This is a genomic window from Sinanaerobacter sp. ZZT-01 (genome assembly GCF_035621135.1).
Taxonomy (GTDB): Bacteria; Bacillota; Clostridia; order Peptostreptococcales; family Anaerovoracaceae; genus IOR16.
This window is the reverse complement of record NZ_CP141728.1, coordinates 1,312,543-1,327,292: the sequence shown is the minus strand read 5'-3', so window position 1 is coordinate 1,327,292 and position 14,750 is coordinate 1,312,543. Positions and strand designations below refer to the sequence as shown.

The 14,750-nt window shown below is 35.7% G+C and carries 13 protein-coding genes; 12 read left to right on the top strand and 1 reads right to left on the bottom strand.

Annotation, left to right across the window (positions count from 1 at the left end; genetic code table 11):
* The first annotated feature begins 9 nt into the window (after positions 1-9).
* From yycI to U5921_RS06415, 6 genes are all read left to right on the top strand, one after another.
* Positions 10-771 (top strand): two-component system regulatory protein YycI, encoded by a 762-nt coding sequence (gene yycI, locus U5921_RS06440; protein ID WP_324825638.1) that lies wholly within the window; start codon positions 10-12, stop codon positions 769-771.
* 76 nt (positions 772-847) lie between these two features.
* Complete coding sequence (locus tag U5921_RS06435; protein WP_324825637.1) at positions 848-1,642, top strand: MBL fold metallo-hydrolase; 795 nt, start codon at positions 848-850, stop codon at positions 1,640-1,642.
* Between the two features lie 26 nt (positions 1,643-1,668).
* Positions 1,669-2,898 (top strand): S1C family serine protease, encoded by a 1,230-nt coding sequence (locus U5921_RS06430; RefSeq protein ID WP_324825636.1) that lies wholly within the window; start codon positions 1,669-1,671, stop codon positions 2,896-2,898.
* 17 nt (positions 2,899-2,915) lie between these two features.
* Positions 2,916-3,395 (top strand): 23S rRNA (pseudouridine(1915)-N(3))-methyltransferase RlmH, encoded by a 480-nt coding sequence (gene rlmH, locus U5921_RS06425; RefSeq protein ID WP_324825965.1) that lies wholly within the window; start codon positions 2,916-2,918, stop codon positions 3,393-3,395.
* 64 nt (positions 3,396-3,459) lie between these two features.
* A complete protein-coding gene (locus U5921_RS06420; protein WP_324825635.1) occupies positions 3,460-3,693 on the top strand; it encodes a hypothetical protein in 234 nt (77 codons plus the stop codon).
* 360 nt (positions 3,694-4,053) lie between these two features.
* Complete coding sequence (locus U5921_RS06415) at positions 4,054-5,091, top strand: calcium/sodium antiporter (RefSeq protein WP_324825634.1); 1,038 nt, start codon at positions 4,054-4,056, stop codon at positions 5,089-5,091.
* A 96-nt stretch (positions 5,092-5,187) separates the two neighbouring features.
* Here U5921_RS06415 and U5921_RS06410 read toward each other — a convergent pair whose 3' ends face one another.
* The gene (locus tag U5921_RS06410; RefSeq protein ID WP_324825633.1) at positions 5,188-5,505 is read right to left on the bottom strand and encodes an ArsR/SmtB family transcription factor; all 318 of its coding nucleotides are present in this window, start codon (positions 5,503-5,505) and stop codon (positions 5,188-5,190) included.
* A gap of 340 nt (positions 5,506-5,845) precedes the next feature.
* Between U5921_RS06410 and U5921_RS06405 the strand changes: the two genes are divergently transcribed.
* The 6 genes from U5921_RS06405 to ord all read left to right on the top strand — a co-directional run bounded on the left by U5921_RS06405 (position 5,846) and on the right by ord (position 14,729).
* Positions 5,846-6,556, top strand: coding sequence for an isochorismatase family cysteine hydrolase (locus tag U5921_RS06405; protein ID WP_324825632.1), 711 nt, complete (start codon positions 5,846-5,848; stop codon positions 6,554-6,556).
* 75 nt (positions 6,557-6,631) lie between these two features.
* Positions 6,632-7,981, top strand: coding sequence for an APC family permease (locus tag U5921_RS06400; protein ID WP_324825631.1), 1,350 nt, complete (start codon positions 6,632-6,634; stop codon positions 7,979-7,981).
* Positions 7,982-8,120: 139 nt separating this feature from the next.
* Positions 8,121-10,508, top strand: a complete 2,388-nt coding sequence (locus U5921_RS06395) for an ATP-binding protein (protein ID WP_324825630.1) — start codon at positions 8,121-8,123, stop codon at positions 10,506-10,508.
* The gene (locus U5921_RS06390) at positions 10,477-11,859 is read left to right on the top strand and encodes a sigma-54 dependent transcriptional regulator (protein WP_324825629.1); all 1,383 of its coding nucleotides are present in this window, start codon (positions 10,477-10,479) and stop codon (positions 11,857-11,859) included. Before U5921_RS06395 ends, U5921_RS06390 begins: the two co-directional genes overlap by 32 nt.
* 122 nt (positions 11,860-11,981) lie before the next feature.
* Positions 11,982-13,376, top strand: coding sequence for a sigma-54 interaction domain-containing protein (locus U5921_RS06385; protein WP_324825628.1), 1,395 nt, complete (start codon positions 11,982-11,984; stop codon positions 13,374-13,376).
* A 306-nt stretch (positions 13,377-13,682) separates the two neighbouring features.
* Positions 13,683-14,729 (top strand): 2,4-diaminopentanoate dehydrogenase, encoded by a 1,047-nt coding sequence (gene ord, locus U5921_RS06380; RefSeq protein WP_324825627.1) that lies wholly within the window; start codon positions 13,683-13,685, stop codon positions 14,727-14,729.
* Positions 14,730-14,750 lie beyond the last annotated feature (21 nt).

Genomic DNA, 14,750 nt, shown 5'->3' with positions numbered 1-14,750 from the left:
TGTAGTTTTATGGATTGGACAAAAGCAAAAACCATACTAATTATAGCACTTCTTATCACAAATCTTATCTTTCTTACAAGCTATTTTTTTACATTAAAACAACCGAATTTTGTGGAAAATGATGTGACAAAAAATACAGAAGAGCTATTGTCTGCTAAAAAGATTTATTTGGAGGCAGAAATACCAAAGAAAACCCCTACAATGGCAGTTTTGTCTGTTAAGAGCAATGAGCTTAAAAACGAAATAAAGCAGAGGGCACTAGAAAACCAGAGACCTTTATCAGAAAATCAAACGATGGACGAGGATTATATCTCATTAAGCAAAGAGTTTATAGAGAATTGTGGTGTTTATGATGAAAATGTAGAATTTCAATCCATAAAAAAAGAAAATAGTAAAATTTATGTGAGATTTAAAAATGTATATGAAAAGATACCCATTGAAGAAAGCTATATGGTTTGTATAATAGAAGATGGAAAAGTAATTGATTTTCAAAGAAAATGGTTTGATGCAATTGGGTTTGGAGAAACAAAGAAAAAAGTAATCACTGCATCCAATGCTTTGATTAAATTTATGGTAAATAAAGAAGAAGATAAAAAATCTTCCAGTCTGGAAGGAAAAGCTATTCAGATCAAGGATATTTCGTTGGTATACTGGCTTTATTCCTATCAATTAGATCATGCAGTATCTACTTCAGAAGATACTGCATTTCCGGCTTGGAGGATCACCTATAATAATGATGAAATGGAGTATATTTTAGCATATCAGCAATAAAAAAACGAAAAGGCTACAAATAAACTTCATATTTTTAACATAATTAAGAGGAATAATAGGGATAGAGGAGAAAAAAATGACGTTACGTTTTTGTTCTTTTTCTAGCGGAAGCAGCGGAAACTGTTATTTGGTCAAAACAGATAAAACAGCTCTTTTGGTTGATGCGGGAATAAGTGGAAAGAAGATATGGAATGGAATTGAAAAAACAGGAACATCAATTCAAGATCTGAAGGGGGTTTTAATTACACATGAACATAGTGATCACACGAAAGGCGTACGCATTTTAGCAAAAAAAGAGAAAGGATTGAATTTTTTTGCCAATAAAAAAACATGGAGTCAATTAAAAGAAAAGGGACCTTCAGAACAATGTCAGATTTTTAAAACAGGCGATTCTTTTTTGATAGGAGATATTCAGGTTAAGACTTTTTCTGTTTCACACGATGCGGCAGATCCTGTGGGCTTTTCTTTTTCAAAGGGTGAAAAGCAAGTATGTATTGTAACTGATACAGGCTGCATTTGTGAAGACTTACTAAATGAGATGCGCTTTGCAGATCTTTTGGTACTAGAAGCCAATCATGACATAGATATGCTTAAAATTGGAAAATACCCCTGGTTTTTAAAACAGAGAGTACTTGGGGATCAGGGACATTTATCCAATGAAAGTGCAGCAAAGACGTTGGTTCGTCTATTAAAAGAAGAGAAACGAAAACGGCAAGTTCTCTTAGCTCATTTGAGTCGCGAAAATAATTTTCCGCAAATGGCATTTCAGACTGTTAAAAACATATTAGAAGAGGAAGACTATTACATAGGCAAAGATATTGGGCTGAATCTTCTGTTGCGGGATCAATTGAGCTTAGTATATGATGTTTAAAAAATTTAGGAAATGAGGTGTCATATATGGATGATGAGGTAAGGACAAATGAAAACAAAATTGATGGAGAAAACTTTGTTATGAGAGATGCAGGGGGATCAATTACAGAATCTCAATATGTTTACCACGGAAAAGGAAAAAAAGGGAAAGGACAACTAATTGCTATTATATTAATTGTTGTGCTAGCCTTTGGTTCCGGATTTGGCGGTGGGATTGCAGCGATGTATTTCGGACAGAATTTTATAGTCAGTTCACAAAATGGAACAAGTGGGTCAAATATTACAATCAATCCCGACAGTAAATTAGATACAGCAGAAGTGATTGCAAAAAAAGTGATTCCATCCGTAGTGGGGATCAGCACCAAAACAGAAGTCGTATATCAAGGATGGTTCGGAAGACAAAGCGGAATCAGTGAAGGCGTCGGAACGGGAATCATCGTTGATAAAAATGGATATATTTTAACAAATTCACATGTAATCAGTGATGGAAAAGCACAAAAAATAACTGTGCAACTATCCGATGGACGAGAAGAAGAAGGTTCGGTTTTATGGAGTGACAGCATCTTGGATTTAGCTATCGTTAAAATTGAAGCAACTGACCTTCAAGCAGCTTCCCTTGGTGATTCCGAAGAAGTAAATATTGGAGCTTATGCTGTTGCAATCGGAAACCCTCTGGGAATGGCATTTCAAAGAAGTGTAACACAAGGGATTATAAGTGGACTTGACCGATCCATTTCTGTTGGTGAAGGGCAAGGTGCCGTTACAATGGATGGATTGATGCAGACCGATGCTTCTATCAATTCAGGAAACAGCGGAGGACCGCTTTTAAACAGTAAAGGTGAAGTTATAGGCATTAATAGTGCAAAGGTACAATCTGCGGAAGGCCTTGGCTTTGCAATACCGATCAATACTGCAAAACCAATTGTGGATGAAATTAAAGAAAAAGGCGAATTTACTAAAGCTTATATCGGAATCAGCGGTGTAAGCTTGAAAACCTACCGTGAAAATTATGAAACTGTGGATAAAGGTGTGGATGAAGGGGTAATTGTATTAGATTTAACCTCAGGCTTTGGTGCAGAAGCTGCAGGAGTAAAAGTAGGTGATGTCATTGTAGCGTTAGAAGGAGAAAAAATAGATACAATGAGCCGTTTAAATACAAAACTGATTCAACATCGTCCGGGAGACAAAGTAAAGCTGGAGATCATTCGTGATAAAAAGAAGATAGAATTAGAAGTCCTGTTAAAAGCAGCAGAATAAAACTAGGAAGTGGAATGATGAACGTATCTATTATTTGTATTGGTAAATTAAAAGAAACATATTGGACTGATGCGGTGAAAGAATACAGCAAACGATTGGGTAAATACTGTACATTGTCAATTAACGAATTGAAAGAAGAGAGATTGCCGGATCATGCTTCGGTAGCACAGGAAATTGCTGTAAAACAAGAAGAAGGAAAGAGTTTATTAAAACAAATAAAAGCGAATGCATTTGTCATTGCCCTAGAGATTCAGGGAAAAAATTTGTCTTCAGAGGACTTTGCTAAAAAAATAGAGCAATTAGCTTTAGAGGGTAAGAGTGAGATTGCTTTTATCATCGGTGGGTCTTTGGGGCTTTCCGACGAAGTTTTGGAACGTGCTGATTACGGTTTGTCTTTTTCTAAAATGACATTTCCTCATCAGATGATGCGTGTTATATTACTAGAACAGATTTACCGATGCTTTAAAATAAATAAAAATGAAACATATCATAAGTAATTCTATAAAACTCTGAATACTTTTATTGAAAAATTTCATACTAAAGTTTAGGAGGTACGGTGTAATGAAAAAAGAACAAGAATCAACAAAACGTAATTATTTTGGAATGCATGATAATGTAACACAAGATACTATAAAATCAACAGATTTTATTCCCGAGGGGATTTGGGAAGCTAGCGTCGGAAAAAGAGAACCAGCGACAGTTGAAGAAGATTTAAAAAAAGAGAAAGTTTTAGGGGAATATAATAAAATTTATACAGAAAATATAGATTCTGACTCCTCAAAAAAAAGGAATTAAGAAATTAAAAAGAAAGAGGATAGCATTAGTCATTTTGACTTTTTGCTAATCCTCTTTTTTACTTTCATCTGGCTTTTCAATAAAATAAGTTATAACGATAGAAAAAAATTGACAAATATGTATTTCATATCTATACTTAAATTGTTAGAGGGAGTAACTGACCTGAATAAGGGATTAAAGTCGTCATACCCGGAAGATATAAATTCCCGGCTTTAATGGCATTGTGTCTGGTGAGACTCTACAAAAAATATAAGCACTCTATTTGTTTATATTCTTTGTAGAGTTTTTATTTTTGCTTAGAATTCATTCGAATCGTACATAATTATTAGTAGATTTAAACCACAAAAGAAGGAGTATACCATGGAGTTATTGATTCATAATTATTTAAATTCATTTTCAACGTTATTGTTAGTCCTCGTTATTGCTGCGATGCTGTATATATTAAGTAAAGGAGCAGATATATTAGTAGAAGAAGCTGTGAGTCTATCTCTTCACTTAGGTGTGCCCAAAGCGATTATAGGAGCTACGATTGTTTCTTTAGGGACAACCCTTCCAGAAGCAACCGTCTCTGTATTGGCTGCAATAAATGGTAATCCCGATTTGGCATTGGGCAATGCAATCGGTTCAATTATAGCTGACACGGGATTGATTCTTGGAATTGCTGCATTGATTGGAGAATTGCCGGTAGATCGCTTAGTTGTAGAGCGTCAGGGTAAAATTCAAATATTATGTGGATTTTTGCTAGCAGTTGTATGTCTTCCGTTTTTATCCGGAGGAAAAGGAAACATCAGTCAATGGGTTGGCGGCCTTTTCCTAATTCTTTTGGCTTTTTATCTGTATATTTCAATGAAATGGACGAAAACATCTGATGGGGAAAATGTTTCCGAAGAAAGTATAAAAGAAGAGGAAACGGATACCTTCGTGGAAGAAAAGAGGCCGATTTACTTCCAATTACTAAAATTAGCAGTTGGTATTGCCCTAGTAATCGCATCTTCTAAAATTTTAATTCCAGCCGTACAAATAACAGCAATTCGAATCGGGATTCCTCAAAGTATTATAGCAGCGACACTGATTGCTTTTGGTACAAGTCTTCCTGAATTGGTAACGGCAGTTACTGCGGTAAGAAAGGGACATGGGGAGCTCGCAATTGGAAATATCGTAGGTGCAGATATACTAAATGTTCTTTTTGTGGTAGGCAGTGCAGCAGCCGTAACTTCTGGCGGATTAAATGTTCCTTCTAATTTTTATAAGCTCCAAATTCCGGCAATGTTAATCATCTTACTTTTCTTTCGATTCTTTTCTGCAAATGGAAAGAAAGAAGAAATCTCAAAGAAAGAGGGGCTACTGCTTTTTATCAACTACATTCTGTATGTAATACTGAATTTTACATGGCGTTAATATAAATCAATAGTAAAAAAACAATAAATAAGACTTAAAAACGCAAACATTTTAAATTTATGTTTGCGTTTTTTGCGTGATTCATAATTTGTTCCATTACTGAAATTTTTTAACAGCATCTAGATATTTGCCTAAAATCCCAATATTAACATAGTATATGGAAAATTTATCTTGTTTTTTTACTTGTATCAGACCTGCTTCAACCAATTTTTTTATGTGCTGGCTGATGGTAGCCTGTGAATAATCAAAATTAGCGACGACATCTTTATTACAGATTGTTTCTCGGTTTCGGTTGCTTACATAAATAAAACGAAATATTTTGACTCGTGCTGGGTGGGCAAGAGCATCAGAGACTTTGGCAACTAATAATATCTCATCTTCCTGCATTTCATCCGATTCTTTTCTTAATCTCATATCTAAATCTCCTAAAAATAAAATGTACATCGTGTTTAGGCGATGCACATTTTATTATAGGGAAAAAGATTGAAAAAGTCAAGAAAATGAATGAAAAAGAATGTTACTTAATCGTAACATAGTTTAAAAACGATACGATTAAGTAACAAAATATTCTGAAAATTACAATTTAATTCTTTGGATTATTTATAAAATTTACTATTAAAAAAAATAGAGAAGAAACACTTTACAAGGGTTCCAAGCTTTTTTTATTTAGAAAATTTAAAAAAGAAAAAAAATTGGCATAAATTCTGCTCTTAATAACTGCAAAAGTAATTTTATTTTAAAGGAGGAAAAAAGGATGAGACCAAAGGAAAAGTATCTTAACTTTTATTATGAGACAGTAAAGGAGCACGAAGAGCTGACATTTGATCCAAGAAAAACAGCATTGCTTATTATCGATATGCAAAATGAATTTGTACTTCGAGATTTCGGAGAGGCACTGCAATTTAAAGAAATGGGAGAATGGGAACGCTGGATACCATTTCATGACAGGCTGGACGACATAGCCATTCCAAATAATAAGAAACTGCTAGAATATTTCAGAGAAAATAAAATGGTTGTTACCTTTGGAAGAATCGCATGTTTAAGAGAGGATGGAGAGGATCGTTCTCCCGTGCAAAAATCGGAAGGATGGAACAATATGTTAATGCCGGTTAACAGTTATGCGGCACAAATGATTGATGAATTAAAGCCGTTGGAAAATGAAATTGTGGTAAACAAAACAACGGACAGTGTTACAACAGGAACAAATTATTTGACGCTGCTTCGTTTTATGGGAATTGAGACAATCGTTGTCACTGGTATTGTGACAGATCAGTGCGTGGCTTCTACGATAAGAGGTTTGGCAGATGAGGGATTTAAGGTAATCTGTGTCGAAGATGCCTGTGCGGCGGGAAGTATGGAACTTCATGATGCAGAATTGAAAATTATGAGCGTTATCTACTGCGACGTTTTAACAACGCAGGAAACCATTCAAGCAATTGAAAAAAATAAACAAAAAAATCGCTAAAAACAGTTTAAAAGCAAAAAGGGGATGGATAGAAAATTAACAATAAACACCTTACTTTAGGAAGGAGTGAAATATATGTCAGATAATGCATTGAAAAAGGAATTAAAACTAACAAATTTAATTTCAATGGCTGCAGGAGGTATGATTGCTGCATGGATGGTTGAGATTAAATTTTGGTTCGAGCTTTCAGGACCCGGCGCCGTGCTGTCATTGTTGACCTGCGCCGTGCTGGTATTACCACTATGTTTGATTTATTCGGAGCTGACGAGTACACTTCCGTATGCAGGCGGAGAAAATATCTGGGTATCGAATGCTTTTGGATGGGATATTGGATGGTTCTCTTGCTGGGGGGTTATGCTTTTATATATCATGGCTATGCCTACCGTTGCTTATGGGATTGCCAGCATGGTTGGGTTTCTTTATCCGATTACTTTCTTTCAAACAAAAGTGATTGCGGCGGTAATCTTAGTTATTTGGTTCTTCTTAACAAATAAAGAATTAAAAATTCTAGCTAAAATGCAATCCATCATGTTTTGGAGTACTTTAGTTGTTTCAATCTTTGCTTCCATTATTTTTATTACGAATCATAATTGGAGCTATAATACATTAACACCGTGGTTTCCAAATGGATTTGCCGGATATGGAGCAGCAGTGGGACTTCTTATCATGAAGTTTGTAGGATTTGATTTGATTCCTCAGCTTTCAGAAGAATCAAATTTTCCTAAAAAGAAGCTTTGGATTGCCTTTGTCGGATCGCTATTTTGTACAGTTTTAATTTATGGATTGGCAGTCATCGGCGTAGGAGGTATTGTCAGAACCGAATGGATTGCACAGACCGACATTGTTGATCCTAGAGTAGCTGATATTATCGGCATGCACTGGCTTGGAGTCATCATTGTAATTATGGGTTCTTTAACCTGTTTGACAACCTTATCCTCATTTTGGCTGTGTGCTTCTCGTACGTTGTACGGAGCAGCAAAGCAAAGACAATTTACTCCTATTTTTACGACATTGAATAAAGAAGGGCAGCCTTGGAAGGCAAACATCGTAGTTGGCATTTTATCAATCTATTTTACAGTATTTGCACCAGAAGCTTGGATCAATTATATCTATACGATTTATGGTGCCGCGGCAGGTGTTGTTTATCTTTTGGTTACACTTTCTTTCCTGAAACTAAGAAAAACAAAGCCTAATTGGGAACGACCTTTTAAAGTAAAAGGGGCTATGGCAATGGGTAGTATCTCCATTATCTTTACACTTTGGGTTATTTATTCATCTGTTATAGCAATGGATATAGGAGCATGGGTTGTATTAGGATTGTATATTCTACTTGGAATTCCATTTTGGATCTATGCAAAGAAAAAACAGAAAACGGAGCCAGAAAAGTGGGCACCTGTTATTCTTTCACCAGATAATCAGGAATAATGGATTTTTAAAAATGATGAGAAAGGAAAGAATTTATTTCCTTTCTCTCATCTTATATTTTCATTATAAACAAAATTAAATTTTGGTATAATAAAAGTAGTAAATTGCCGGTCCAAAAGCAGAGCTAGGAGGAAAAGGCATGAAAAATTTAGTTAGGAAATCACTAGTTACCAACATTTTAATTGTATTTATTCTTTTTAATGCCATTTCCCTTTTGGTATTTACTTTTTTTGTAATTCAACAAGATAAACAGACAGCGAGGCGAAATGTAGAAAGCAGCTTACTCGAACTTGCCTCAGAAAAGGCTAATTCCATATCTATGATAATGAAAAATGTTGCTTATGAAGCTGAGAATACAGCGACGTGGGCCGAAAAATATATTACAGATACAGATCGTGGTGATACATTGTCGGATGAATATTATTTTAATAATTTAGGAACCTTAATGCGTAAAAAATCAGAAAAAGAACCGGATTGCTCTGCTGTTTTTTTTCCGGCAAATCAAGAATTGACATCTGATGCCATCCGTGTTATTAACTTGACAGAGAAGCTGGATGCTCGTTTTCAAGAAGTAAAACAAAGACAGGATACTGTTCGATGGATTTATATTTCAACGGAGGAAGGACTTTTACGCTGCTACCCATATTTCGGCATGGGTGTATTCATGCCAAACCATCAACAAAAAGAAGATCCATTTTATGTGGATGCTAATGAACAGAATAACCCAGAGCGTAAGACTATTTGGACGAAACCATACGTAGATTATCTGGGGACGGGATGGCTGATTAGCTGCTCTCATCCTGTGTATTATAAAAACTCTCTATTCGGAGTAGTCAGTGCAGATATTGGGATCAGTACATTGAGAGAAAAATTTCTTACCGATTTTAATCTGGGAGAATCAGGACTCATATATCTATTATCAGAAAACGGAGATATTATTTTTCATCCTAAATATGTAACTCCTGTTACAAAACAGGGTCAGCTTTTTTTAGATAACATTTTTGATAAAGAGGAGACAAACGAAAGCAAGAGAAAGGCTTTAAATATCGCTCTCAGCGAAGAAAAAGGAATGACTTCTTATGCGCTTGCAGATGGCTCCGGCTCCTTGAGAACTTTAGCTTTTGCACCTGTTAAAGGCATGCCGTGGAGGTTGGTTTTAGAGATTGATCGATCGGAATATACGGCGATTCACCGGATTGAAAGAAACAACTTTTTAATCTTTCTACTCTTCCTATTTGCTGCGATTTTAATCTTTGGATTTATTCTGCTGAAGAAATATTCAAAACCAATGAATGAATTAGTGAATCAGGCAAAGGGTATTGCTTCCGGAAATTTTAGGGAAACAAAACATCTGGAAGGGTATTCTGAAATCGAGACCTTATCAGATGCTTTTTGTTTTATGAGTGAACACGTAGAGGAATACACTGAAAGCTTGCTAGAAAAAAACAGAGAAATTGAAAGCATTTTTAACAGTATCAGCGGAATTTTAATGATTGTAACTCCTGACGGAGAAATTCGCATGATGAACAAAAAAGGGAAAAGACTTCTTGGATTATTAGGGAATTATAAACGATATTGTTATGATATTTTTTCAAATGGAGAAGGTATTTGTAAAGGATGCAAAATACGCGAAGTGATAACTGGAAAAGAATCTGCTTATGCACGCATGGCGATTGACGGTGAAATTTATAACAATGCTTATTATCCTATTATCAATCGGAATAATGAGGTAGAAGAGATCGTAGTTTTCAGTCAGCGGGTGACGAAAAGTATATTAATGGAGAAGGAATTGCAGCAAGCAGAGAAGCTGGCTGGCATTGGGCAGATTTCATCAGCAATTGCACATGAATTAAAAAATCCACTTACAGTAATCAAAGGATCTATGTATCTGCTTGATGCGTATACAAGGACGGAAGAAGAGTGTGAAGTTAAAGAAATTATAAAAACTGTCTCAGAGACGGTAAAGGAAGCTGAAAAGGTAATTTACAGCTTATTGGATTTTTCTGCAAGAGAAGAAGATAAAGATGTATTGGTGGATATGACGAAAATAATCAACCAGATATTACTTTTAAATAATCGTGACTGCATTCGATATGGCATTTTGATTGAAAAGCATTTTGAACCAGATCCTTTCTTATATTATGGGAAAGCGGAACCATTAAAAAACATTTTTCAAAATATCATCGCCAATGCCATCAAAGCATTGAATGAAGGTGGTAAAATAAAAATTAATGGATGCGTGGAAGGAGAAGGAGGAAATAAAAAAGTACGAATTCGCATTGAAGATGATGGGATAGGAATTCCATCTGAAAACTTAGAAAAGATATTCACGCCTTTTTTTACTACTGATCAGCTTGAAAGCGGGACTGGTTTAGGGCTGTGGATTACCAAGATGCTAGTTGAGAAAATGGGAGGTAAAATTGAAGTAGAAAGCCAAGTTGGAATAGGGACGGCTTTTATACTTTACTTTCCCATAAGCGAGAAAGGGACAAACTATGAATTACAACACGCAGATTCTTCTAGTTGATGACGATATCGGTCTGCTAAAGGTTTATGAAAAGATTTTTACACTAAAAAATTTTAATGTAATTACGGCATCAAACAGTTTAAAAGCTTTAGACATTATAAAAAGACAGCAGATTGCAGTGGTTATCTCAGATATTATAATGCCGAAAATGGATGGAATGGCATTATTAAAAGAAATAAAAGAATGCTCTCCTATTACAGAAGTAATCATGCTGACGGCAGAGGGGTCTGTATCTGGTGCTGTAGAAGCCGTCCACAAAGGTGCTTTTACCTATTTGTTAAAACCGGCTGATATTGAAGAACTTCTTTTTAATGTAAAACGCGCATATGAGGTTTACTCTATAAAAGAGGAAAATTATGTATTAAGGCAGCAAATCTCTGATATTACAAAAGAGGAGCCCTTAATCGGAAATAGCCTTTGCATTAAAAAAATAAAAGAAAAAGTGGAAACCATTGCGCCCATGGATAGTACCGTATTGATAATGGGTGAAAGCGGGACTGGAAAAGAAATATTAGCAAATATGATTTACAACAAAAGTAAACGGAAGGATAGAACCTTTGTACGGGTCAATTGCGCAGCTTTAACGCAAAATTTATTAGAAAGTGAATTATTTGGACATGAGAAAGGTGCTTTTACTGGAGCTGACCGCATGCGAAAAGGGCGGTTTGAAATGGCGCAGGAAGGAACCATTCTGTTAGATGAAATCGGAGAATTGCCTTTGGGAACACAGGCAAAACTTTTGCGGGTATTACAGGAAAAAGAGTTTGAACGTGTGGGAGGGTCTTCTACGATAAAAACTGACTTTCGCTTAATCGCAGCAACGAATAAAGATTTGCGGCAGGAGGTAGAAAATCATAGATTTCGTGAAGACCTATTTTATCGTATTAATGTTTTGCCTCTTACGATTCCACCTTTACGTGAACGCAGAGAGGATATTCCTATTTTAACGGATTATTTTTTAAAGCAAATTGCAAAAGAAGTAAAGAAACCTGTAATGCTCTTTGAAAAAGAGGCATTGCAGCAGCTGTTAGAGTATGAGTGGCCGGGAAATGTGCGCGAGCTGAAAAATGTAATTGAACGCTTGGTAGTACTATCTAAGCATGAGAAGATTGATTTGGAGGATATACCAGAAGAAATACGTAATAAAAATATGAAAGAAGATATTTTACAGTTAGGTGAGACTATAAAAATAAAAACACTTTCAGAAGCAAGAAAAGAATTTGAAAAAATATTTATTCTTAAGGCACTGGATCGAAATGAGTGGAGCATAACAAAAACAGCAGAGGAATTACAATTAGCCAGAAAAAATTTATATAAGAAATTGCATGAATATAAAATTAAATTTTCTTAAAGGATTTACGAGCTTAATTTTACAGAGTATACCTTAAATAATTTGCGATATCTCCTAAAAAAGTATAGAATGAAAATAAGTGATTATAAAGAGTGATTATGTAAAAAGGGGACGTTTTTGTCATGAAGAATAAGGAGTATATACAGGTTCTGCAAAAAATTTTGCAAGCCATGGATGAAGGCATTCATGTAGTGGACCCAGACGGAAATAGTATCATTTATAATCGGGCTATGGCTCAGTTAGAGAAGATGGAAAGTCAAGATGTTTTAAGGAAACCGTTCGCAGAAGTTTTTAAAAACATGGATGAAAGTGAAAGTACGCTAATGAAAGCGATATTGCACCGCAAGGCCACTTTAAAGAAAGAACAGACTTATTTGAATAAGGATGGTAAAGAAATTACCACTGTCAATACGACCTTCCCTATGGTCGTAGAAGGTAAATTGATTGCTGCCATTGAAATTGCAAAAAATATTACGGATATTCAAAAGATGTCACATACTATTTTAGAATTGAGGAAGGAAATTGACTGCCCCGAAGAAGCAAAGGAACTTAAGATTAAAAAATATAACTTTGATAATTTGTACGGTAAGAATGAAAAATTTTCTGAAACTGTTGCACTTGCAAAGAAGGCTGCAAAAAGTTCGGCATCAGTATTAATTTTTGGAGAGACCGGTACCGGTAAGGAACTGATTGCACAGAGCATTCATTTCGATAGCCCGAGAAAGCATAAACCATTTCTTGCACAAAATTGCGCTGCACTCCCTGCAAACCTTTTGGAAGGTCTTTTATTCGGGACAGCAAAAGGGGGATTTACAGGTGCTGTGGATCGAGTTGGATTGTTTGAGCAGGCAGATGGGGGAACTTTACTTTTAGATGAAATCAATTCTATGCATTATGAGCTTCAGGGAAAGCTACTGCGTGTTTTGCAGGAGGATTATATAAGAACAGTCGGCGGAACAAAAGATATTCCGATTGATGTACGAATCATCGCCACTATTAATGAACCGGCAGAGGAATTGATCGAGAGTGGAAAATTCAGAAAGGACCTTTTTTATCGCCTGAACATTGTACCGATTAATATTCCGCCTCTTCGTGAACGGCGTGACGACATACTCCTTCTGACAAATCGATTTATGGAAAAACATAATGAGAAATATGGAAAGCAGATGTGGATGTTGTCAGAGCAGGCGAAGGAGAAGCTTTTAGATTATGATTACCCCGGAAATGTGAGAGAACTGGAGAATATTATTATGGGTGCGATCTCAATGGCAGAAGATAATGAGCATGTTTTGATGCCGGAGCATCTGATTATTAATCGAAGAAAGTCTGTTGCACATCAGGGAATTTATGAAATACAAGAGGGATTAGACTTGTATTTAGAAGGAATTGAGCGGGAAATAATTGAGCATGCATTGGTAACGGAAGGCGGAAATATATCGAAGGCTGCAAATCGGCTTAAGATTAAACGCCAGACCTTGCAGCATAAAATAAAAAAGTATAAAATGAATATGGAATAAGCAAAAACATTTGCACTAAGTGCAAATGTTTTTGCTTTAATTTTAAAAAATAAGTAAAAAATAAGCAAAATTTGTATAGATCAAAAAAATAAAGAATAAAAAATCCATTAATTATCAAATAATATAGTGAAATATAAAGCACATTACTAAAAATAAAGGGATATTTATTATAAAATTTGTTTTGGCATAGTATTTGCTTAATAATTTAGTATCGAGCAGTGTAGAAAAAACATGAAATGAGGGATAAGCACTGTAAGATATTTTAAAGTTAATTTTTTAAAATTATAAAAAATGGAGGATGAAAAGATGCAAAATGTAAAAGTAATCATTTGGGGACTTGGTGCTATGGGCGGCGGTATGGCTGACATGCTGCTTAAGAAAAAGGGCGTTGATATTGTAGGCGCTGTAGGTCGTGGTGCTAAAATCGGAAAGAGCATGTATGATTTCATTAAAACTGAAAAAGGCGACAGACAAGACGTGCTAATTGGCGCAGCTGAAGATGTAATTAAACCAGGCGCTGCTGACATCGTTCTACTTTGCACAGATTCTTTCACAAGAAATGCATTTGATAAATTAAAGTTCATAATGGAACAAAAAATCAATGTAATCACTTCCGCTGAAGAAATGGCTTATCCAAAAGCGCAAGAACCAGAGCTTGCTAAGCAGCTAGATGAAATTGCTAAGGCAAATGGAGTATCTTGCTTAGGAACTGGCATCAACCCAGGTCTTATCATGGATTTACTTGTATTAATTATGACTGGCTGCATGGAAGAGGTAGAACATATTGTATCTAGACGTGTAAACTCATTATCTCCATTTGGACCTGCCGTTATGGAAGAGCAGGGTATTGGTGTTACTGTTGAAGAATTTAATAAGGGCGAATTAGCTGGACACGTTGGTTTTGCTGAATCCATGGGTATGATTGCTGACGGTATCGGTTGGGAAATCGATAAGTTCGAGCAATCAATGGATCCAATCGTAACAGATGTTGACAGAAAATCACCTTATGGATTTGCAAAAGCTGGAAATGTTGCAGGTGTTGCAATGAAGGCATTTGGATATAGAAACGGCGAATTAATGATTGAAATGGACCATCCTCAGCAGATCGAACCAGAGCAGGTTGGAGTACAGACTGGCGATTATGTAATCATTAAAGGAACTCCAAACATCAATATGGTTAACAGTCCAGAAGTTGAAGGCGGAATCGGAACAATCGCTATGTGCGTTAACATGATTCCTCACGTTATCAATGCAAGAGCAGGACTTCACACAATGTTAACCCTTCCAGTTCCAAGAGCAATCATGGGCGACATGAGAGATCAGGTCTGCGAAGAAGCTAAAATTGTAAAATAGAGAGACTTGTCCCAATTTGTG